This is a genomic window from Ferrimonas balearica (genome assembly GCF_019802055.1).
Lineage (GTDB): Bacteria > Pseudomonadota > Gammaproteobacteria > Enterobacterales > Shewanellaceae > Ferrimonas > Ferrimonas balearica_A.
Genome location: NZ_JAHVHW010000006.1, coordinates 47609 through 68679, shown reverse-complemented (window position 1 = coordinate 68679; position 21071 = coordinate 47609). Strand labels below are relative to the sequence as shown.

The window sequence follows — 21071 nt, the reverse complement described above, 5'->3', positions numbered from 1 at the left end:
AACAGAGCAAACAGGTTGAAAGGAGCCCCCTCTATGGGGGCTTTTTTTGATGTTGGTCATTGATAGGTTTCAGGTTAAGGGTTATTTTAATCTAAAAGATAATTATTCTTATTTCACAAAAGGAGTTCTTCACCATGGGTCGCTTCGCTTTGTCCGCTCTGCTCTTGATGGCCAGCTCCGTGGCTTCCGCAGCGCAGACCGTTACTGTTTATTCCTACCGTCAGCCGTTCCTGGTGGAGCCGATGCTGGAGATGTTCACCAAGGAAACCGGCATCGAAACACAGGTGGTGTTTGCCCAGACCGGCCTTGAGGAGCGCCTGAAGCGTGAAGGACGCCTGTCCCCGGCAGACGTTGTTTTGACCACTGATATCTCTCGTCTGGCAACGCTGGTGGATATGGGCCTGACCCAGCCAGTGCAGAGCGATGTGCTGAATGAGAACCTGCCGAGCCAGTACCGTGACCCGGAGAACCACTGGTTCGCCCTGACCCTGCGTGTTCGTAACATCTACAGCGCCAAGGACCGTGTCGGTGCGGCCGAGGGCATCAGCTACGAAGACCTGGCGACTGCCCCGTTCAAGGGCAAAATCTGCATGCGCTCCGGTAAGAACGCCTACAACATCGCCCTGGTGGCTTCCATGATCGCCCATCACGGTGAAGCGGAAACCAAAGCCTGGCTGGAAGGTGTGAAAGCCAATCTGGCGCGTAAGCCGCAGGGTAACGACCGTGCCCAGGTGCGTGCCGTGGCGGAAGGCGTGTGTGACTACGCCATCGGTAACAGCTACTACTTCGGCAAGATGCTGGAAGACGACAACCAGCGTGGCTGGGCCGAAGCGGTAGTGATCAACTTCCCCAACCAGAACGATCGCGGTGCACACATGAACGTCTCCGGTGGTGTGATGGCTAAGCACGCCAAAAACCCGGAAGGCGGTCAGCGTCTGCTGGAGTTCCTCTCCAGCGAGCAGGCCCAGGGTCTGTACGCTGAGCTGAACTACGAATACCCGGTAAATCCGAAGGTAGCCCCGTCTGAGCTGGTGGCTTCCTGGGGGCAGTACAAAGCGGACGCACTGCCGGTGGCCAAGCTGGCTGAATACCACTCGACAGCAGTGAAGCTGCTCGACGAGGTTAAGTTCGATCTGTAAACGATGATCCTGACACTCTCGCGACGTTGGAGTGTGGGCGGCTACCTGATGGCGGCCGCCCTGATGTTACCCCTGATCGCGCTAATACTGCAGTCGCTGCAGCCCGATCAGGAGGCATTCCAACACCTTAAAAACACCGTGTTGAGCGCTTACGTGGCCAACACGGTGTTGCTGATCTTAATGGTCTGCCTCGGCAGCCTGGTGCTGGGTCTCCCGGCTGCCTGGCTGGTGGCGATGTGCCGCTTCCCGGGACAACGAGTGTTCCAGTGGGCGATGCTGCTGCCCCTGGCGATGCCTGCTTACATCGTGGCCTACGTCTATACCGACCTGCTGGATTACGCCGGTCCGGTTCAGAAGATGCTGCGTGAACTGGCGGGCTGGCAATCGCCGGCAGACTACTACTTCCCATCGGTGCGCTCCCTCGGCGGCGCCGCCATCATGCTCTCCCTGGTGCTGTTTCCCTACGTCTTTATGCTGGCGCGTACCGCGTTTCTGGAGCAGGCCAGCAACCTGATCCAGGCCAGCCGGACGCTGGGCTGCACTCCAACGCGAAGCTTCTTCCGACTCAGCCTGCCCCTGGCCCGCCCTGCTATCGCAGTGGGACTGTCCCTGGTGGCGATGGAAACGCTGGCGGATTTTGCCACCGTGAGTTATTTCGCGGTCAACACCATGACCACGGCGGTCTACGACACCTGGCTGGGGCACGGCAGCATGAGCAGTGCTGCGCGCCTCTCCACCCTGATGTTGTTGGGCATTGCGCTGCTGATGTTTGGTGAGCGTATGGCCCGGCGCCGTCAGCAACAGTTCCAGAAAGCAGAGGGCAAGAGCGAGGATTACAGTTACTTGCTCACCGGCTGGCGGGCGGCTCTGGCCACCGGCTTCTGCTCTGTGCTGTTGCTGCTCTCCTTCGTGCTGCCGGCGCTTATCCTGCTCGACTATGCGATTGAGTATTTTGATCCGGAGTCGCTCAGCGCGTTCTGGAGCTACAGCGCCAATAGCCTGATGGTCTCTGCCCTCGTGGCCGCACTGACCGTGGTGATTGCGCTGGGTCTCCAGTTTCTGGCTCGGGTCAGTCCCCGTAAGTGGGACCGCTGGCCCAGCCGCCTGGCCGGATTTGGTTACGCTCTACCGGGAACCGTTCTGGCGATCGGCATCCTGATCCCGCTGACCCGCGCTGATTTTGCCATTAATGATCTGGCAGAGTGGCTGGGCCTTGGTTTGCCGGGGCTGGTGTTGTCCGGTTCCATGGTGGCCATCGTGTTTGGTTATACGGTGCGTTTCCTGGCGGTGGCACTGGGCAGCATCGAGTCGAGCTTTAAACGGGTGAGCCCCACTTTAGATATGGCCGGGTCCACCATGGGTTATGGCCCCGCTTCACTGCTGCGCCATGTGCATCTGCCCTTGGTACGCCGGGGCATGCTGGCGGCGGCACTTATCGTCTTTATTGAGGCGATGAAGGAGTTGCCCGCAGCCTTGCTGCTGAAGCCGATTGGCTTTGAAACACTGGCCACTTACGTGTATCAATTTGTCTCCGATGAGGCTCTGGAACTGGGAGCGCTGCCCGCACTGGTGATTGTGCTGGTTGGCCTGGTTCCGGTGATCTACCTCAATCGCAGTTTGGAGCATGTTCACTGATGTCGAAACTTCGCGTTGACGCGCTGGTATGCGAATACGATGGCAAGCGGGTTCTGTCTGATCTGGCAGTGGCGCTTGCTGAAAATGAGATCCTGGCACTGCTGGGCCCCAGCGGCTGCGGCAAGACCACCCTGCTTCGTGCCATTGCCGGTCTGATGCCGGTGCACGGCGGTAGCGTGACCCTGGACGGACAGGTGATCTCCTCCGCTGAACAACTGGTGCCCGCTGAGCAGCGTGGCATCGGCGTGATCTTTCAGGACTACGCACTTTTCCCCCACCTTACCGTGGCGCAGAACATCGCCTTTGGGCTGCGTCACTGGCCCAAGGCGGAAGCGAAGACCCGGGTGGAGGAGATGATTCATCTGGTGAAGCTGGATGGCCTGGACAAGCGTTACATCCACGAACTTTCCGGTGGCCAGCAGCAGCGCGTGGCGATCGCTCGTGCATTGGCGTACAAGCCGAAGTTGTTGCTGCTGGATGAGCCTTTCTCCAACATCGACAGCCAGGTTCGTGGGGAGCTGATGGCGGAGATCCGATCGATTCTGCGTTCGCAGGGCGTCAGTGCCATCTTCGTGACCCACTCCAAGGAGGAGGCGTTTGCCTTTGCCGATCGTCTGGCGATCCTGCATGAGGGCAAGGTAGTGCAGACGGGGCCTGCCGAGGAGCTCTACTACCGCCCGGTCAGCCGCTTTGTGGCGGATTTTCTGGGGGGAGGCAACTATCTGGATGTGGTGGTTGCCAGCGAACACGCGGTATCGACGCCGTTGGGAGAGATTGAGAGCATCAGCCCGCTGCGCTTCCCGCCAACCCACCGTGGTGCTCTGTTGCTGCGACCCCAGCAACTGGCGCTGGAACCGGATGAGCAGGGCAGTGGCGTGATCACCGCCAGACGGTTTAAGGGCACCTACTGCGATTACCAGGTCAGTGTTGGCCCGGTGGAGCTTGCGGTACGCTCGGGACTGATCACGCTGGAACAGGGACAACGGGTTGCGGTAGCGGCGCTGCCACACGCTTTGGTGCTGTTTTAATTGGTATAAATCAATCTTTTCCTGTTGGCGGCTTGCCAGTCTCTCTGGCACTGCGCAGACTGTGTGTTTGAAATCAGATCTGTCGGTACTGACCATGTCCAATGAAATGACCAACAAGGAAGGACGCATGCCCAGGGAGCAGGGTGGGATCTGTGCAGAGGGAAATCTGCACGGCATCTATTTGATGTTTAATGCCACAGAAGGCGCTGAAGCGACGCTGCCCCGGGTGATTGCCGGTCTGGCAGCCTGGATGCAGTCCTCTGCGGATCGCAACGCGGATTGTGCCTTCAATGGCTTTGTGGCCATCGGTTCCAACTACTGGGACACCCTCTACCCGGAGGCGCGTCCCGCCGAGTTGGCGCCGTTCCCGAGCTTTGAAGCCGAGGACCGCAGCGCCCCGAGTCAGCCGGTGGATCTGTTTGTTCATATCCGCAGCGACCGGTTGGACGTGAACCACATCGCCGCTACTGAGGTGTGCCGCCGTCTGGCTGGTCTTGCCGAACTGGTGGAGGAGGTTCGCAGCTTCCGTTACCTGGATAACCGCGACCTGACCGGCTTCGTCGACGGCACTGAAAACCCGACCGGTACTAACCGCCGTCAGGTGGCTCTGGTGGGCGCGGAAGACAGCGCTTTCGCTGGCGGCAGCTACATCCACACCCAGCGCTACGTGCACAACATGCCGCTGTGGGAGCGTCAGTCCCTGAAGACTCAGGAAGACACTATCGGTCGCACCAAGGTGGAGAACGTGGAGTACCCCAGCGCGGCCAAGCCGGGCTTTGCCCACATTAAGCGGGTCAACCTGAAGCACGAAGATGGCAGCAGCATGGAGCTTCTGCGTCAGAGCATGCCCTATGGCAACATGCAGGAGCAGGGCCTGTTCTTTATCGCCTGCTGCAAAACGCCCCAGCACTTCACCAACCAGCTGAAGTCGATGATTCATGGCGACGGCGAGCACTACGACCATCTGCTCAAATACACTCAGGCGGTGAGTGGTGCGGCGTTCTTTGCCCCCTCCATCGATTTTCTGGAGCAGGCCGCAGGCCTGTAACAGAGCTCCAAACGCAAAACGCCCGGCTTAGGCCGGGCGTTTTTGTATCAGGGCGGTTCAATCGTGGTAGTTGAACAGCTCTTTGACCGTCGCCTGCGTCTCCGCCATGGCTTCAATCTGGCTGGGGGCGATAAAGATGGTGTCGTCCCCTGCGATGGTGCCCAGGATCCCCTCAGCTTTACCCATGGAGTCCAGCAGACGGGCAATCAACTGGGCGGCACCCGGGCTGGTGCGCACCACGATCATCGCGCCGTTGTTGTCCACATCCAGAACCAGGTTTCGCAGCTGGGCGTTGGCGGTGGGGACACCGAGTTCTGCAGGCAGGCAGTACACCATCTCCTGCTTGGCATTCCGGGTGCGAACCGCGCCGAATTTACTCAGCATCCGGGAGACTTTGGACTGGTTGATGTTGCTGAAGCCAGCGGCCTGCAGTGCCGCCACGATCTCCCCCTGAGAGCCGAAGCGTTCCTCTTTCAGCAGGGACTTGAAGGCGCGTACCAGTTCTTCTTGTGCGTTGGCGTTTCTCATTGTCTTAATCGATTCTGCCGTTTGGACAGGGCCACTTTGAATAAGGTCTGCTTAAAAAGCAAGTGATATTCATATGATGGGAATAAAAATTCACCGATTGGGGTTCAGTGACACCAACTTATTGCTGAATGTGATGACTGGTTAGGCAACCACCCTTGGTCGCATTGCCATCAGAATTGGCTTTGGGTATTGTTGGCGCCAGTTGGAAAGATGATCCACGTCACATCAACGGAAAGATGGAGAACACGATGAAAGTTGCAGTACTGGGTGCCGCGGGTGGCATTGGTCAGGCTCTGGCCCTGTTGTTGAAGCTGAATCTGCCCAAGGGCAGCGATCTGGCCCTTTATGATATCGCTCCGGTCACTCCCGGTGTGGCGGTAGACATCAGCCATATCCCGACCGCAGTGAACGCCAAGGGTTATGCGGGTGAAGACCCGACTCCGGCACTGGAAGGCGCCGACCTGGTGTTGATCTCCGCCGGTGTGGCGCGTAAGCCCGGCATGGACCGTGCCGACCTGTTCAATGTGAACGCCGGCATCATCCGTAACCTGGTGGGTAAAGTGGCTGAGGTAGCGCCGAAAGCCTGCATCGGTGTGATCACCAACCCGGTAAACACCACTGTGGCCATTGCCGCCGAGGTGCTGAAGAACGCGGGCGTTTACGATAAGAACAAGCTGTTCGGTGTGACCACTCTGGACGTGATCCGCTCCGAAACCTTTATCGCCGAAGCCAAAGGCCTGAGCCCGGAAGCGGTGAAGATCAATGTGATTGGTGGCCACAGCGGCGTTACCATCCTGCCGCTGCTGTCCCAGGTTGAGGGGGTTTCCTTCAGCGATGAAGAGATTGCCAGCCTGACTCACCGAATCCAGAACGCGGGCACCGAAGTGGTGGAAGCCAAAGCTGGTGGTGGCAGTGCCACTCTGTCCATGGCTCAGGCTGCCTGCCGTTTCGGCATCTCCGTTGTTCGCGCTCTGCAGGGCGAGAAGGGCGTTGTTGAGTGCGCTTACGTGGAAGGTGCCGGTGAGCACACCCGTTTCTTCGCTCAGCCGGTTGAGCTGGGTGTGAATGGCGTTGAGAAGGTGCTTTCCTACGGTGCCCTGAGCGACTTCGAGAAGCAGGCTCTGGATGGCATGCTGGAGACTCTGAGCGGCGACATCAGCAAGGGCGAAGCCTTTGTGAACGGCTAAGCCGGCTCAATAAAAAAAGCGCCCCTGAGGGCGCTTTTTTTGTGGGTGCGTTTCGGGCGCTCAGTTGCGGCGCTCAACGGCGATACGAGCCAGTGAGGCCAGCGCATCCCGGTAGGGGGTCTCAGGCAGCACAGAAAGGGCCGCAATGGCCTTGTCCGCCTCTTCAACGGCACGCTGCATGGTGTACTCCAGAGAACCCACCTGATTCAGTGTGGCCACCACATCGTCCACCTCATCGCAGCCACCGTTTTCAATCGCGGAGCGGATCTGCTCGCTCTGCGCGTCCGGGGCGTTGGCGATGGCGTGGATCAGCGGCAGCGTCGGCTTACCTTCGGCCAGGTCGTCACCGAGGTTCTTGCCCAGCTCTTCCGCATCGGCGGTGTAATCCAGTACGTCATCCACCAGCTGGAATGCGGTACCCAGGTAACGACCGTAGTCGGACAGGGCCTGACACACTTCTGCGGGTTGGTCCGCCAGCACCGCGGCCAGATGGGTCGCCGCTTCAAACAGACGGGCGGTTTTGCAGTAGATTACCTGCATGTAGCTGTCTTCAGTGGTGTTGGGATCGTTGCAGTTCATCAACTGCAGCACTTCCCCTTCCGCCAGGACATTGGTGGCATCGGCCAGGTCTTCCAGGACCTTCGGTCGCTTCAGTTCCGTCATCATCTGGAAGGAGCGGGTGTAGAGGAAGTCGCCGACCAGAACGCTGGCCTGGTTGCCAAACAGGGCGTTGGCGGTTTCTCGGCCACGGCGCATCGTGGACTCATCCACCACGTCATCGTGCAGCAGCGTGGCTGTGTGGATGAATTCAATGATGGCAGCCAGTTTGACGTGGTCTTCGCCCTGGTAGTTCACTGCGCGGGCGGCCAGTACCGCCAGCAAAGGCCGCATCCGCTTGCCGCCACCGTTGATGATGTAAAAGGAAAGCTGATTGATCAGCACCACATCGGAGTGGAGCTGGTCGTAAATCATCTGGTTGACCATCTTCATGTCGTGGTCGGCCAGTTCGCGGATGGCGTTTAAGTCCATTATTGGTCCCAAGGTCTGGATTCTGCAGGCACAAGCCTACTATTATTGTGGTACGGCGGCGCCCAATTCTACCGCAATTCCCCCGGGTTAACAGTGCCATTGACTTCCGGTTGCGAGGATCTCGATCCTTCTACCGATCTTTTTTCAATGGCCCCTTGCCTGTTTAGTGTCCATGCCGTAGAATGCGCGCCCATTGTCAAACAGTTTTAGTCGCACCCTGGCCCCCCTATGTGTGGTGGTTACAGCGTGCGCAATAGCGGAGTTATTATGTACGCGGTTTTCCAAAGTGGCGGTAAGCAACACCGTGTCGCCGAAGGCCAAACCCTGCGTCTGGAGAAACTGGACGTAGAAACCGGTGCCACCATCGAGTTCGACCAGGTTCTGCTGATCGCTAACGGTGAAGAAATCAAAGTAGGTGCCCCTCTGGTAGAAGGCGGTAAGGTTGTTGCTGAGGTGGTAAACCACGGTCGTGCCGACAAGGTTAAGATCGTGAAGTTCCGTCGTCGTAAGCACCACCGCAAGCAGATGGGCCACCGTCAGTGGTTCACTGAAGTGAAGATCACCGGTATCAACGGTTAATCGAGGAGTTCTGAGAGATGGCACACAAGAAAGCTGGCGGTTCTACTCGTAACGGCCGTGATTCTGAAAGCAAACGCCTGGGTGTTAAGCGCTTCGGCGGCGAATCCGTTCTGGCGGGTAACATCATCGTTCGTCAGCGTGGCACCAAGTTCCACGCCGGTGACAACGTAGGTGTTGGTAAAGACCACACCCTGTTCGCCACTGCCGACGGCAAGGTGAAGTTCGAAGTGAAAGGCAAGCAAAACCGTAAATACGTGAGCATCATTGCCGAGTAAGCCGGACTGACCGGATGGAAAAGCCCCGCACTGGCGGGGCTTTTTGCGTACTAAGGGTATACTAGAAATCTGATCCCCAATTCATTGGTTCGCTTGCTACTGTGACCCTACCGGCGCGGTTCCAGGCCGGGAAGAGGGGCCAATGAATTGGGTTTGAAAGGGGCTGGATCATGAAGTTTGTAGATGAAGTCACCATTCGGGTGGAAGCGGGCGACGGCGGCAGCGGCGTGGTCAGTTTCCGTCGCGAAAAATACATCCCGAAAGGGGGACCGGACGGCGGTGACGGCGGCGATGGCGGTGATGTTTTCCTGCTGGCCGACGAGAACCTGAATACGCTGGTGGATTACCGCTTTGAGCGTTGCCATCGTGCCCAGCGCGGCGAGAATGGCCGTGGTGGTAACTGTACCGGTAAGCGCGGTGAAGACCGGGTACTGAGAGTACCGGTTGGTACCCGAGCTGTGGATGAAGACACCGGCGAAGTGATTGGTGACCTGACCCAGCACAACCAGAAGCTGATGGTGGCCAAAGGTGGCTTCCACGGTCTGGGCAACACCCGCTTTAAGAGCTCCGTAAACCGTGCTCCCCGTCAAAAGACTCTGGGCACCAAAGGTGAGCACCGCGAAGTGCGCCTGGAGCTGATGCTGCTGGCTGATGTGGGTCTGCTGGGCCTGCCGAATGCGGGCAAGTCCACCTTTATCCGCTCTGTCTCTGCGGCGAAGCCCAAAGTGGCGGACTACCCCTTTACCACCCTGGTGCCGAATTTGGGCGTGGTGCGTCCGGAGCCCTCCAAGAGCTTTGTGATTGCCGACATCCCGGGTCTGATCGAAGGCGCGTCCGACGGTGCCGGTCTGGGTATCCGCTTCCTGAAACACCTGGAGCGTTGTCGCGTGCTGCTGCACATCATCGACATGGCGCCTTACGATGGCAGCGATCCGGCCGAGGGCGCCCAGGCGATCCTTGGGGAGCTGCAGGCCTACTCACCCAAGCTGTTCGACAAGCCGCGCTGGCTGGTGCTGAACAAGCTGGACCTGGTGCCCGAAGAGGAGCGTCAGGAGCGCATTGACGCCATTGTCAGCGCCTTGGGATGGGAAGGTGAGGTGCACACCATCGCCGCCATCAGCAAGCAGGGCACCGAGGTGCTGTGCAAGCAGCTGATGCAACTGCTCGACACGCTGCCGCAAGAGGAAGTGGAGGAGCAGGCTGAGGACGAGGTGGCCTTTAAGTGGGAGCACCACCACGCCCAGCAGATGCGCGATGCCGTGGTCGAAGAGGATGACGACGACTGGGACGACTGGGACGACGACGATTACGACGTCGAAGTGGTGTATCAGAAGTAACCGGCAATGCCGTACCATATGGGGACCTTAGGGTCCCCTTTTGACGACATAAGAACAACAAACTGAAATGGACGTTCACACCCAAAACGAGATCACCCGAGTGGCGGTCCGCGCCGCTCAGCAGATGCTGGCGTGGGGCGCGGAGAGCGAACTGGTCGAGGACGTGGGCCAACGCATGGGCCGGGCCTTTGGGGTCGACAGCGTGGAGCTCTCCATCTCTGCCAATGCCCTGGTGATGACCACGCTGTATCAGGGCCGGTGTGTGACCACCACCCGCCGCCTGCGGGAACATGGCCTCAATATGCATATGGTGTGCGAGGTACAGCGCATCTGCGTGCAGGCGGAGAAGGGGATTGTTGACCTCACCCTCGCCAGCCGCCGTCTGGCTCGCCTGACCCCCTGGACCTGGAACCGATGGGCCGTCGTGGCCATTATCGGCCCCTCCTGTGCGGCTTTCGCTCACTTCTTTGGCGCTGACCTGATGGGCTGCCTGATTACCGCTCTGGCCTCCTCCATCGGTATGGCGGTACGCCAATCTCTGGCGCATCGTCACTACAACGTGCTGGTTAACTGGGCGGTGACCGCTTTTGTGACCACGCTGCTGACCCGCCTTGGCGGCCTGTTTGAGTGGACCCAGACCCCGGAGATTGCCACCGCCGCCTGCGTCCTGATGCTGGTACCAGGATTCCCGATGATCAACGCCGTCGCCGATATGGTGAAGGGGCACTACAACGTCGGCATGGCACGCTGGGGGCAGGCGACCCTGATGACCATCTCTGCAGCCATCGGCATTACCCTGGCGATGCAACTGACCGGATTGGGGTGGCTCTGATGGACCTGCTGAACCTATTGTTTAACGCCCTGATTGCTGCGGTGCCCGCGGTGGGCTTTGCCATGGCCTTCAATGTGCCAGCCCGTTACCTGTGGCGCTGTGGTCTGGCTGGCGCCATGGGCTTTGGGATCCGGGGCGGGCTGATGGCATTCGGTGCGCCGATTGAGTGGGCCACCTTTGTGGCCGCCGGAGCGGTGGGCTGGCTGACCGCACACTGGGCCCGTCGAACCCTGGCGCCGATGCAGCTTTACGGCGTGGCAGCGATCATACCGATGATCCCCGGCAGTTATGCGTTTAACACCGTGATTGGCCTGGTGGAGATGAGTGCCGTTGGGGCCAGTGAACCTTTGATGGAGCAGGTGCTCGTTAACGGCATTAAGACGGTGTTTATCGTCGGCGCCCTGAGTGTCGGCCTGGCCCTGCCCGGGCTGCTGTATTACCGTAACCGCTCGATCATCTGAGCGTACCAAACAAGGAGTCGAGCCGATGCGGATCGCGCTGATTGCCTGTATGGCCCGGGGACGGGTTATCGGCAAAGACAACCAGATGCCCTGGCACCTGCCAGCGGACCTCAAGCACTTTAAAGCCGTGACACTGGGTAAGCCGGTGGTGATGGGACGACGTACCTTTGAATCGATCGGCCGCCCACTGCCGGGACGTCACAATATCGTGATCACCCGACAGACCGATTATGCCCCCGAAGGGGTGACGGTGGTGTCCGGGATCGATGAAGCGTTTAAGGCGGCTGGTGATGTGGAGGAACTGATGATCATCGGTGGCGGTGAACTCTATGCCGCGATGCTGCCCAAGGCCGATCGCCTCTATATCACTGACGTGGATCTGGATGTTGAGGGGGATACTCACTTCCCGGACTACGAGCCTCTGGGGTGGAATGAAGTTGAGCGAAGTGAGCATTTGCCGGACGAAAAGAACCTCTACACCCTCACTTTCCGCACGCTGGACCGACAAGTAGATTAAAGATATACCGTTATATTTCCGCCTGTTATAAGCTGGTCGTTAACGGACCGTTAGAAGTCTGTAGCCGCAGTTCTATTACAGGGAGTGAAATGATGCGTTTTACCGCTTTTCTGATGGCGGCCGGCCTGGCCGCTTCCAGCCTTACCTACAGCCCGGTCACTCATGCCAACGTGGATCAGCTGGTTGCCAGCGTCTGCGATTACGTGGCAGCGGATGACAAGAACCGCCTTCGCAAGAAGCTGAAGGATGCCCGTATCAAGCTTCGCGCCATCTATGATGGGGTCAGCTGCAACGGCAACAGCTTGCTGCGCACCGCCATGCTGAGCAACGCTCAGGATGTGGGGGTGTATCTGGTGAAGCAGATGCCTCGTGAAAGCCTCTCAGCGGCGGAGTCTGATGGACAGACTGTGATGCAGTGGGCCGAGAGTCAGGGGTTGGCAGAAAGCCCAATCGCGGCGGAGATCAGCGCGCGAGCGAACTGATCGTCGATAGCAATAAAAAGGCGGCCAATCGGCCGCCTTTTTTATTTGGGGAGCATTACACCTTAAACTCCCGGACCTGCAACTGAAGCTCTTCAGCCAACTGAGCCACCTGCTGGCTCGAGGTGGCGGTCTGCACTGCTCCGGAGCTGGTCTCCTCAGCGATGCCGGCAATCTGCTCCAGGCGGGCTGAGATGGTTTGCGCCACCTGATCCTGCTCCTGGGCCGCCTGGGCAATCTGGTTGCCTGCGGCGTATACCCGGTCCACCGCCTGAGCGATCGCGTCCAGCATCTGGTTGGCTTCAGCGGTTTTTGCCACACTCTCGCTGGCCTGGCGCTGCCCCTGATCCATCACCGCAACCGCGTCCTTAGCGCCCTGCTGCAGCGCCTCGATCATCTGCTGGATCTCAGTCGTGGACTGCTGAGTACGGGAGGCCAGGGAGCGCACCTCATCAGCCACGACAGCGAAGCCCCGGCCCTGCTCACCGGCCCGGGCGGCCTCAATGGCGGCGTTCAGCGCCAGCAGATTGGTTTGTTCGGCGATCCCACGGATCACATCAAGGATCCCGCCGATCGCGGCGCTGTTTTCCTCCAGCTGGTGAATCACACCGCTGGCACGTTCGACCTCATTGGCCAGGGCCTGAATGGTGGCCCCATTGGCGTCGGAGATCGCTTTCACCTGCTTGGCCTCATCGTCCGCCAGCTTGATCTCGCCGAGAGCGTCATTGGCGCCTGTGGCCACCTGAGTGGCGGAAGCGGAAAGCTCGGTGGTGGCACTGGCCACCTGGTCCACCTGGCTCTTCTGTTCCTGAATGCCCGAAGTGGTTTGTGCGGTAACCGCCGAAGTCTCTTCGGCAGCCGCGGCGAGTTGATTGGCGCGATCAACGATCGATTGGATCAGCGTGCGCAGGCTGTCCACCAGTCGATTGGTGTTGTTGACCAGCTGACCAAATTCATCATCACGGCGGTAGCTGAGGTTTTGCGTCAGGTCGCCTCGGGCCAGTACTGCTAAGGCTTCATTCACCTGCGCCAGCGGGCGGGTGATGGCACGAATGGTGATGGCTCCAATGCTGGACGCCACCAGGATAGACAGCACCATCACCACCATGGTGCGGTTGCCGCTGCTCTCCAGTGCACTCTGTGCCTCATCGCCAGCGGCATTGCTGATGGCAATCACCTGGGCATGCAGACGGTCGATCTGGGCCTGCAGCTGACTTTGCAGGCCACGGGCCTGCTCCAGTGCCTGAGTGGCGTTGCCTTGGGCAATCAGTCGATTCTTACTCTGACTGATGACCCCGTGCCCCTCATCAAAGGCACTCAGGATGGCCGCGAGGTTGGCATCGATATCGGCGCCCAGATCCGGATCGATCCGATCGCTGCCGTCTGGTCGGGTCCAGGTCAGGTTGCTTTGGAGGTACTCAAGATTGCTGAGCAGGTAACTCAGTTCTCCCTCCAGGGTGTCCACCAGCGTCAGGTCTTCCGCTTTGGGCAGTTCAAGCGCGATGGAGATAAGGCCAATCAGGCTGGTTTCCAGGGTGCTGGCGTGCCCGGCGAGGGCTCGGTCATCCGCGTTGTCGGAGTACTCCAGTTCCATCACATCCAGCAGCATGGAGCTGGCGTCATCGACCTGTTCCTCAAGGGTGGCCAGAGCATCGGATAGGTTGGCGCGCTGCGTCAGGGCTTGCTCGCGTTCCGACTGCAGGGTTTTGATCTGCTGCCAGTACAGATTGTGCTGTTGAGTGATCTGGCTCAGCGGTTCGGTTAACTCAGGCTTTCCATCGACCACCGTCAGTAGCTGGCTGCGATTTTGTTGCCACTCCTGCTCCAAGGCGTCAAGGATCTCTGTGTGCTGAGCGAGCTGTCCAGTGCCATCACTGTAATAGGCGTTGACCAGAGCCAACTGCTGCGCGTTGAGCAGGCGCTCAAGAGCACCGGTGCCGTCTTTGGCGGGCAGAGAGAAGGATTTGAAGCTTTGAGTGTGTGTGCTGACGGTGCCAATACTCAGTAACGACATGCCGCCAAGTATAAGCAGTAGTAGGGTAACCAGCGTGAAGCCACCAATGATCCGCATGGCGACGGTAATCTTCATATCCCTCTCCCTGAGTTATTGTTTTTGTATCTTTTTTCGCCCTCATGTTATCAGCATGATCGAGAAATCACAGGGGCCATTTACAGTGATCGGCCGAACTGCGTAAAACTTGAGCGTATTGGGGGGGATTAGACCAGCGCAGCCTGGTAATGGTAGCGGTTATCTTCCAGGCACCAGAGCGTCAGGTGGTTGCCCCAGCAGCAGCCGGTGTCCAGCGCCAGGGCGTTAGGCAGCTTGGTGCGTCCCATCAGAGCCGCCCAGTGGCCAAACACCAGACGGTGATCTTTCAGAAGCTTGTGGCCCGGAAACTGGAACCAGGGGATCAGGGCCCGTTCGTCATCCGGCCCCAGCTTGCTCGCAAAGTCCAGGCGTCCGTCGGTGTGGAGGAAGCGCATCCGGGTGAGGGCATTGACGGTGTAGGTCTGCCGCTCGGTCTCGCTCTCCACATCACGATCGTCGTCGGGTTTTTCACCGTACATCTGAGCGATAAAGTCGAGGTAATCGTCCCGTTGCAGGGTGTCCGACACCGCTTGGGCACGAGCGTGAGCGGTGGCCAGATCCCAGTGGGGGGGCAGGCCTGCGTGGCTAAGAAGGAGTTGATGCTCGGGCAGCTCACGCATCAGGGGCTGATGGCGCACCCAGTGGATCAACTCAGGTAGATCCGGGGCGGCGAGCAGGGGCTCAACATGGTCACGGGGTTTGTATTTCTTAAGTCCCGCAGCCACGGCCAGCAGGTGGAGGTCATGGTTACCCAGCACCGTTTTGCCCGCCTCGCCAAGTTCGCGGAACAGGCGCAGAACAGAGAGGGAATCGGGGCCGCGGGCGATCAGATCGCCACAGGCCCAGAGGGTATCGTTGGCAGGGTCGAAGCACACCGCATCCAGAACGCGGCGCAGTTCTTCGTAGCAGCCCTGTATGTCGCCGACGAAGTAGTTGGCCATCAGTGCAGAGTACCCGGCACGGCAAGCCGGAAGCGGGGAATGGGCGCTTTGATCGCACCGCTCTTCCCCTCCAGGGTGTAGAAACCCGTCATGCTGCCAAGCGGGGTATTCAACACCACAGAGCTGGTGTATCGGAACAGTTGGCCCGGTTCCAGCGTTGGGGTCTCTCCCACCACACCTTCACCTTCCACCTCCATCTGCTCTCCATTACCATCAGTAATGACCCACTTACGACGCTTCAAGGTAAGTGTGTCCTCACTGACGTTGGTGAGCGTCAGGCTGTAGTGGAACAGGAATCGGTCCTTATCGGGATCCGATTGCTCCTCGATGTAGTGGGTCGAGACCTCAATGGCCAGTGGTGATTCAGGCTGCATTGCGCTCAGCGAGGTAGTTGGCCATCGCCACAAACTGCGGCAGGCTGATCCGCTCCGGACGCAGGGTGGGGTCGATCCCCAGCGCCGCGAACTCCTCGTCGTTAAGCTGGCCCTTAAAGTTGTTGCGCAGGGTTTTACGGCGCATGGCGAAGGCGTTGGAGACCACCCGCTCAAGGGTGGGCACATCTTTTGCCGGATAGGGCTTCTCAACGTGAGGCACCAGGCGCACGACGGCAGAGTCCACCTTCGGCGGCGGGGTAAAGCAACCCGGCGGCACTTCCAGTACCGGAATGCACTTGCAGTAGTACTGGGCCATCACGCTCAGGCGGCCGTAGTTCTTGTGACCGGGGCCGGCACACAGGCGCTCTACCACCTCTTTCTGCAGCATAAAGTGCATCGACTCCACGCTGTCTACGGTCTCAAACAGGTGGAACATCAGCGGCGTGGAGATGTTGTAGGGCAGGTTGCCGAAGATCTTCATCCGCTTGCCCGGTTCCGCCAACTGGTTGAAGTCAAACTTCAGGGCGTCACCTTCATGGATGGTGAGTTTCTGGCCCCAGCGTGGCTGGTGACGCAGGCGTTCGGCCAGATCCCGGTCCAGTTCCACCACATTCAGGTGTTCAACCTGATCCGCCACCGGCTCAGTCAGCGCGCCCAGGCCCGGGCCAATTTCCACCATGATGTGGTCGTTGTCGGGATGGATAGCGGCGACGATGCGATCGATGACCGACATGTCGTGAAGAAAGTTTTGGCCGAAGCGTTTACGGGCTCGGTGGCCCAGATGCACATTGTTGCTCATGAATTATGATGTGTTGCCAGCTCTATCGCTTTGCTAAGGGCGACCCGGAAGCTGCCGCAATCGGCCTGGCCGGTGCCGGCCAGTTCGAGGGCAGTGCCATGATCGACGGAGGTGCGGATAAAGGGCAGGCCGAGAGTGATGTTCAGGGCGCGCCCAAATCCCTTGTATTTTAGCACCGGCAATCCCTGGTCATGGTACATGGCCAGTACCACGTCGGCCTGGTCCAGATACTTGGGTTGAAACAGGGTGTCTGCCGGCAGAGGGCCTGTGAGCAACATCCCTTCGCTGCGCAGGGCGGCCAGGGTGGGCTCGATGACTTCAAGCTCCTCCCGACCAAGGTGGCCCCCTTCCCCGGCGTGGGGGTTGAGGCCGCACACCAGGACGTGGGGCTGTTCAATAGCGAACTTTTCACGCAGGTCCTGGTGCAGAATACGGATCACTTTTTCCAGTCGGGCAGGGGTGATCGCCTTTGCCACGTACGCCAACGGGATGTGGGTGGTTACCAGAGCCACCTGCAGCCCTTCGGTGGCCAACATCATCACCACGTCCTGACAACCTGCCTGTTGGGCAAAGAACTCGGTGTGGCCGGAGAAGCTGATCCCCGCCTGATTGATGATGCCCTTGTGTACCGGCCCGGTGACGACCGCCGCAAACTCACCGCTAAGGTTGTGTTCGCAGGCGAATTTCAGGGTGTCCACTACGTAGGCGCTGTTGTTTTCATCCAACTGCCCGGGTTTGACCGGCGCTGCCAGTTTGGCCGGAGCGATAGTCAGGGTGCCCGCCTGCTGCGGTTTGGCAGGTTGACTAGGCTGATAGGGACGCAAACTCAGGGGCAGCCCCAGAAGTTTGGCGCGCTGGGTCATCAGCTCAGGATCGGCGCAGATCACCAGCTCAACAGGCCAATCCTGTTGAGCCAGCTGGATCACCAGATCCGGACCGATGCCAGCGGGTTCCCCGGGCGTAATCGCAATACGCGGGATCATGAGCGACGACCGCTACGCTCTAGCACCTCAATGTAGGCGCCAGCACGCATCTCTTCCTGCCAGGCATTCACCTGCTCACCGAACTTACGGCGGAACAGCAGTTGGTAGGCGCGATCGGTGTTGGCCTGGCTGGTGGCGTCAGTGACCCGGCGATCCAGCAACTGCACGACGTGCCAGCCGTGGGTGGAGCGGAACGGCTCAGAGTACTCACCCACCTTGAGACGGGCCAGCGTGTCGCGGAAAGCCGGAACGTACATGTTGGGATCGGCCCAGCCCAGGTCCCCACCACGGGTGGCAGAGCCGGGATCGTCAGAGTGTTGACGGGCCAGATCCGCGAAATCGGTCTTGCCCGCCTTCACGTCCGCCATAAACTCATCCAACAGTGTCTTGGCCATCTCTTCGCTCAGGATGGGGGAGGGCTTCAGCAGAATATGGCGGGCGTTCACCTCAGCCACTTCCTGAACTTCCTGACCGCGAGTGTCGTAGATGGTCACGATGTGGAAGCCTGCACCACTTTTGATGGGGCCGATGATGTCGCCCTTCTTGGCGTCCTTCACCACCTCGGCAAACAGGGTGGGCATCTCGTTGATGTTCATATAGCCCCAATCACCCCCTTCCAGGGCTTTCGGGCCGGAAGAGGCAGCGAGCGCGGTTTTGGCAAAGTCGGCACCGTCGTTGAGCAGTTCCAGCACCTTATCGGCACGCTCACGGGCTCCAGCCTCATCGCCAGCGAAGTCGATCAGAATGTGGCCAACGTGGAACTCCGCATTCTGCAGGCCCTGCTCGTTGATCAGATCCACCAGGGTGTTGATCTCCTGAGGGGAGATCTGAATCCGGCGCTGAACCTGAATGCGTTGCACCTGACCGATGGTAATTTCGCGGCGCACCTGCTCTCGGTAAGCGGCATAGCTGCTGCCGTCAGACTCAATCTCCTGACGCAGCCCCTGCAGGGTCATACCCTGTTCGCGAGCCATGTTTTCCAATGTCTGGTCGAGCTGGATATCACTGATAACCAGGCCCATGCGCTCCGCCATCTGCAGCTGCAAGCTTTCGGCAATCAGACGATCGATCACCTGAGTGCGCAGCGCCGCATCGGAGGGCAGTTGCTGACCCGCCTGCAATGCACTTCGTTTCACCGAAGTCATTCGCTCGTCGATTTCGCTTTTCAGGATCACGCCATCATTGACCAGCACAGCCACCTCATCCAGAGGTTGGGGCTGGGCCAGGGCCTGACCGAACATCAGAGCGGTCAGGGCGCCCATCAGCAGGTGTCGTAAAGTCATACTCAAGTCCATCTAGTTTGTGCCCGCGTATCGCGTCGCGGATCAAATAATGCGCCCTCAGGGATTTGGCACTCTAACACACTCTCCGGCCTCAGTTACGAAGGTAGTAAGGCCGGCGGTAGTTGAATACCCCCTCGTCCAGCATGTCCTGTACCCCCAGCGGCCCGGATGAGCCCAGCCCTTTGAGGACAAATTTCAGCGTTACGCCGCTATCGAAATCGTCCCGCGGACTGATGGTGCTGAAGTCGCCATCCTCATAGTTGGTATTGAGGTGGCGGTAGTACGCCAGACGGATCGCCCAGCAGCAGGATTCGTACTGGAACCCTGCATAAGATTCCACTGAGCGGTCCAAGTTCAAGTCGTAGTAGTAGTTGCCGACGAAATAGAGCTCATCGGTCATCGGCCAGGTGGTGCGGATACCGGCCTGGTTGATGTCGATGGTGTTGCCCTCGGTGTCGGTACCCAGGTCCGGCACGTAGCGGTGTGACAGCTGGATCAGCTTGTCTGCACCGGCGCGGTAATCCACCAGAACTTCACTCTTATTGGTGTCCCCGGATTGGGTATCAAACTGGAGACTGCCACTCAGGAACCAGCGCTGGGAGGCTTGCAGTTCCAGCTCTGCGGCAAGGGCAGAATTGGAGCGGCGGATCTCACTGTTGTCGTCACCGAGGCCCACTTCAGAGTCATCGAAGTAGAGGATCTGGCCGACGGAGAACTGCGCCCGCTCGGCGTGATTGCCGTCGAAGAACCGGGTGGAGACCCCCAGAGTCAACTGGTTGGCATCGGAGATACGGTCAAGACCGGAGAAGCGGCGGTCCCGGAACAGGCCATAGTAGTCCTCCTGCAGCAGGGCAGTGTCATACAGACCGATATCGGACTGGTCCACCTTGGGCACATACAGGTATTGGAATTGAGGCTCCAACGTCTGGGTGTAGGTGCCATTGCCAAACCGGCTGTCGCGCTCAAAGTTGATCTGGCCATGCAGGCGGAACTGCGGCAGCGTCCGGCTGACGAAATCTTCCAGTTCATCACTCGGGTCACGTTGCTCGTAGAAGGTCTGCATCAGCTTGACCTCAGTGGTCAGGCTGCCCGCTGGACGCTGATAGGGCAGAGTCAGCGTCGGCTCCATATGCCAGCGGGTTGCGGTCAGGTGATTGCTCTCCTTATGGGCAAAGTGAGTCAGCTCGGTGGCAAAGGTGAAGTCCAGCGGCCCCCAGAGGTTGGGGTTGCGGTAGTCGAAGGAGAGGGACGGCATCACCTGGAAGGGTTTGCTGCTGTCACCCAGCACCTCAATGTCCTGAACCCGAACCGCGAAGTCCCAGTAATCGGTAAAGTACGAGGCCTCACCCTCACGGGAGATTTGATTGTCCGTGGAGGCGCTGACATCGGAGTCGAAGTCGTTGAAATAGTTGTCGTCACTGACGGTGGTGAAGTTACCGTACAGGCGCCAGTTGTTCTCCAGCTTACCGGCGTGCTCAAAGTGCACCAGATAGCGGTCCGGACTGTCATCCAGCAGGCGGTCGCCACCGATGTACTCCAGATTCACCTGCCCCGCCCCGTAGGGTTGCAGGTAACGCCCCTCCCCTTTGAGGAACAGGCCGCGGCTGGACATGTACTGGGTGGTCAGGGTGGCGTCCAGGTTAGGCGCGATATTCCAGTAGTAGGGGATAGCGACATCGACACCGTTCTTGGTGCTGGTGCTGAGCTCAGGGAACAGGAAACCGCTCTTGCGCTTATTGGAGACCGGCACCGTCATGTACGGCACATAGAATACCGGCACATCAAACAGTTTCACCTTGGCGTGCCAGATCTCACCCCACTCCTCTTCGGCGTCGATGTTGATCTCTTTGGCTTCCAACAGCCAGTCAGGCTTGTCCTGCGGGCAGGTGGTGAACGTAGCGCCGGTCAGCAGCAGGTTGTTGTCGCCCTGGATCTGAAGTTGCTCGGCTTCACCGTGTACTTGTTGTCCACGAAGCCAGTATTTGGCGCTGTTCAGTTCCGCATTGTAGTCATCCATATCCGCGCGCAGTGATTCGGCGCTGATGGCGACGGTTGGATCCTGGTAAACCAGCCCCCCGGTTGCGGAAAAGCTGCCTTCGACCTGGCTGACTTCGGCATTCTGAGCACTGATCTGGCGCGTCCCCTGGCGCAGCTTCACGTCCCCCGAAAAGCGGGCAGAGTCACCGGCGATCGCTTCACTGCGGTCGGCGTTCACTTCAATGGGCAGTTGGTTGGGGGCGGCGTTGGCCTGCTCGGCTTCGGGCTGGTTGGGCAGCAGCTCCAAAGGCGGATTTACCACACAGCGGGATGCCGAAAGCGATTCGGCCCAGGCGCTCAGTGGCAGGCAGCAACAGACAATGACAAGGGGAAAGCGCATCGTGTCCCTAAAAAAGTGAATGTAGATAGTGTGGCCAAAAATACGGCGAGCGGGCCTGATTATCCCTTCATCAGACCGAATCCCCGTAACGGGGTTCCTGTCATGGGCCGAAACCTTGGTATGATAAACAAAATTTACCCTCTCGACCATT

At 59.2% G+C, this 21071-nt stretch carries 21 protein-coding genes; 12 read left to right on the top strand and 9 right to left on the bottom strand.

The window, feature by feature from the left end; translation table 11 throughout:
- Positions 1 to 134 precede the first annotated feature (134 nt).
- The 4 genes from KUV52_RS05620 (at position 135) to KUV52_RS05605 (ending at position 4850) form a co-directional block, all read left to right on the top strand.
- Positions 135 to 1139, top strand: a complete 1005-nt coding sequence (locus KUV52_RS05620) for a Fe(3+) ABC transporter substrate-binding protein (RefSeq protein ID WP_222524963.1) — start codon at positions 135 to 137, stop codon at positions 1137 to 1139.
- A 3-nt stretch (positions 1140 to 1142) separates the two neighbouring features.
- Complete coding sequence (locus tag KUV52_RS05615) at positions 1143 to 2774, top strand: ABC transporter permease (RefSeq protein ID WP_222524962.1); 1632 nt, start codon at positions 1143 to 1145, stop codon at positions 2772 to 2774.
- Positions 2771 to 3802, top strand: a complete 1032-nt coding sequence (locus KUV52_RS05610) for an ABC transporter ATP-binding protein (RefSeq protein WP_409996471.1) — start codon at positions 2771 to 2773, stop codon at positions 3800 to 3802. Before KUV52_RS05615 ends, KUV52_RS05610 begins: the two co-directional genes overlap by 4 nt.
- A gap of 94 nt (positions 3803 to 3896) precedes the next feature.
- Positions 3897 to 4850, top strand: a complete 954-nt coding sequence (locus tag KUV52_RS05605) for a Dyp-type peroxidase (protein ID WP_261389905.1) — start codon at positions 3897 to 3899, stop codon at positions 4848 to 4850.
- A 57-nt stretch (positions 4851 to 4907) separates the two neighbouring features.
- Here KUV52_RS05605 and argR read toward each other — a convergent pair whose 3' ends face one another.
- Positions 4908 to 5378 (bottom strand): transcriptional regulator ArgR, encoded by a 471-nt coding sequence (gene argR / locus KUV52_RS05600; RefSeq protein ID WP_222524960.1) that lies wholly within the window; start codon positions 5376 to 5378, stop codon positions 4908 to 4910.
- Positions 5379 to 5626: 248 nt separating this feature from the next.
- On the opposite strand from argR, the gene mdh reads away from it, so the two are divergent.
- On the top strand, positions 5627 to 6565 hold the full coding sequence (mdh, locus tag KUV52_RS05595) for a malate dehydrogenase (protein WP_222524959.1): 939 nt from the start codon (positions 5627 to 5629) through the stop codon (positions 6563 to 6565).
- Positions 6566 to 6625: 60 nt separating this feature from the next.
- Here the strand turns inward: mdh and ispB are convergent, their stop codons facing one another.
- Positions 6626 to 7594 (bottom strand): octaprenyl diphosphate synthase, encoded by a 969-nt coding sequence (gene ispB, locus KUV52_RS05590; protein WP_222524958.1) that lies wholly within the window; start codon positions 7592 to 7594, stop codon positions 6626 to 6628.
- A gap of 267 nt (positions 7595 to 7861) precedes the next feature.
- Here ispB and rplU point away from each other — a divergent pair, with 267 nt between their 5' ends.
- The 7 genes from rplU to KUV52_RS05555 all read left to right on the top strand — a co-directional run bounded on the left by rplU (position 7862) and on the right by KUV52_RS05555 (position 12077).
- The gene (gene rplU, locus KUV52_RS05585) at positions 7862 to 8173 is read left to right on the top strand and encodes a 50S ribosomal protein L21 (protein ID WP_013346876.1); all 312 of its coding nucleotides are present in this window, start codon (positions 7862 to 7864) and stop codon (positions 8171 to 8173) included.
- 17 nt (positions 8174 to 8190) lie between these two features.
- Positions 8191 to 8448 carry a 50S ribosomal protein L27 gene (gene rpmA, locus KUV52_RS05580; RefSeq protein WP_222524957.1) on the top strand — a complete coding sequence of 86 codons (258 nt, stop codon included), beginning with the start codon at positions 8191 to 8193 and terminating at the stop codon, positions 8446 to 8448.
- Positions 8449 to 8618: 170 nt separating this feature from the next.
- Positions 8619 to 9785 (top strand): Obg family GTPase CgtA, encoded by a 1167-nt coding sequence (gene cgtA / locus KUV52_RS05575; RefSeq protein ID WP_222524956.1) that lies wholly within the window; start codon positions 8619 to 8621, stop codon positions 9783 to 9785.
- A 67-nt stretch (positions 9786 to 9852) separates the two neighbouring features.
- Complete coding sequence (locus KUV52_RS05570) at positions 9853 to 10617, top strand: threonine/serine exporter family protein (protein WP_222524955.1); 765 nt, start codon at positions 9853 to 9855, stop codon at positions 10615 to 10617.
- A complete protein-coding gene (locus KUV52_RS05565) occupies positions 10614 to 11078 on the top strand; it encodes a threonine/serine exporter family protein (protein ID WP_222525333.1) in 465 nt (154 codons plus the stop codon). The genes KUV52_RS05570 and KUV52_RS05565 overlap by 4 nt, the downstream gene beginning before the upstream one ends.
- A gap of 25 nt (positions 11079 to 11103) precedes the next feature.
- Positions 11104 to 11595: a type 3 dihydrofolate reductase gene (gene folA / locus KUV52_RS05560; RefSeq protein ID WP_222524954.1), complete on the top strand. Its 492-nt coding sequence runs from the start codon at positions 11104 to 11106 to the stop codon at positions 11593 to 11595.
- 92 nt (positions 11596 to 11687) lie between these two features.
- Positions 11688 to 12077: a DUF3718 domain-containing protein gene (locus KUV52_RS05555; RefSeq protein ID WP_222524953.1), complete on the top strand. Its 390-nt coding sequence runs from the start codon at positions 11688 to 11690 to the stop codon at positions 12075 to 12077.
- A 55-nt stretch (positions 12078 to 12132) separates the two neighbouring features.
- On the opposite strand, the gene KUV52_RS05550 is transcribed toward KUV52_RS05555, so the two are convergent.
- The 7 genes from KUV52_RS05550 to lptD all read right to left on the bottom strand — a co-directional run bounded on the left by KUV52_RS05550 (position 12133) and on the right by lptD (position 20920).
- Positions 12133 to 14163 (bottom strand): methyl-accepting chemotaxis protein, encoded by a 2031-nt coding sequence (locus KUV52_RS05550; protein ID WP_222524952.1) that lies wholly within the window; start codon positions 14161 to 14163, stop codon positions 12133 to 12135.
- Positions 14164 to 14291: 128 nt separating this feature from the next.
- Entirely contained in the window at positions 14292 to 15104 is an 813-nt protein-coding gene (locus KUV52_RS05545; protein WP_222524951.1) for a symmetrical bis(5'-nucleosyl)-tetraphosphatase, read from the bottom strand.
- A complete protein-coding gene (apaG, locus tag KUV52_RS05540) occupies positions 15104 to 15478 on the bottom strand; it encodes a Co2+/Mg2+ efflux protein ApaG (RefSeq protein ID WP_222524950.1) in 375 nt (124 codons plus the stop codon). Before apaG ends, KUV52_RS05545 begins: the two co-directional genes overlap by 1 nt.
- The gene (rsmA, locus tag KUV52_RS05535; protein WP_222524949.1) at positions 15468 to 16277 is read right to left on the bottom strand and encodes a 16S rRNA (adenine(1518)-N(6)/adenine(1519)-N(6))-dimethyltransferase RsmA; all 810 of its coding nucleotides are present in this window, start codon (positions 16275 to 16277) and stop codon (positions 15468 to 15470) included. Before rsmA ends, apaG begins: the two co-directional genes overlap by 11 nt.
- Positions 16274 to 17260, bottom strand: coding sequence for a 4-hydroxythreonine-4-phosphate dehydrogenase PdxA (gene pdxA, locus KUV52_RS05530; protein ID WP_222524948.1), 987 nt, complete (start codon positions 17258 to 17260; stop codon positions 16274 to 16276). The genes rsmA and pdxA overlap by 4 nt, the downstream gene beginning before the upstream one ends.
- Entirely contained in the window at positions 17257 to 18543 is a 1287-nt protein-coding gene (gene surA / locus KUV52_RS05525; protein ID WP_222524947.1) for a peptidylprolyl isomerase SurA, read from the bottom strand. Before surA ends, pdxA begins: the two co-directional genes overlap by 4 nt.
- Before the next feature lie 91 nt (positions 18544 to 18634).
- Entirely contained in the window at positions 18635 to 20920 is a 2286-nt protein-coding gene (lptD, locus tag KUV52_RS05520) for an LPS assembly protein LptD (RefSeq protein ID WP_222524946.1), read from the bottom strand.
- Positions 20921 to 21071: the final 151 nt, after the last annotated feature.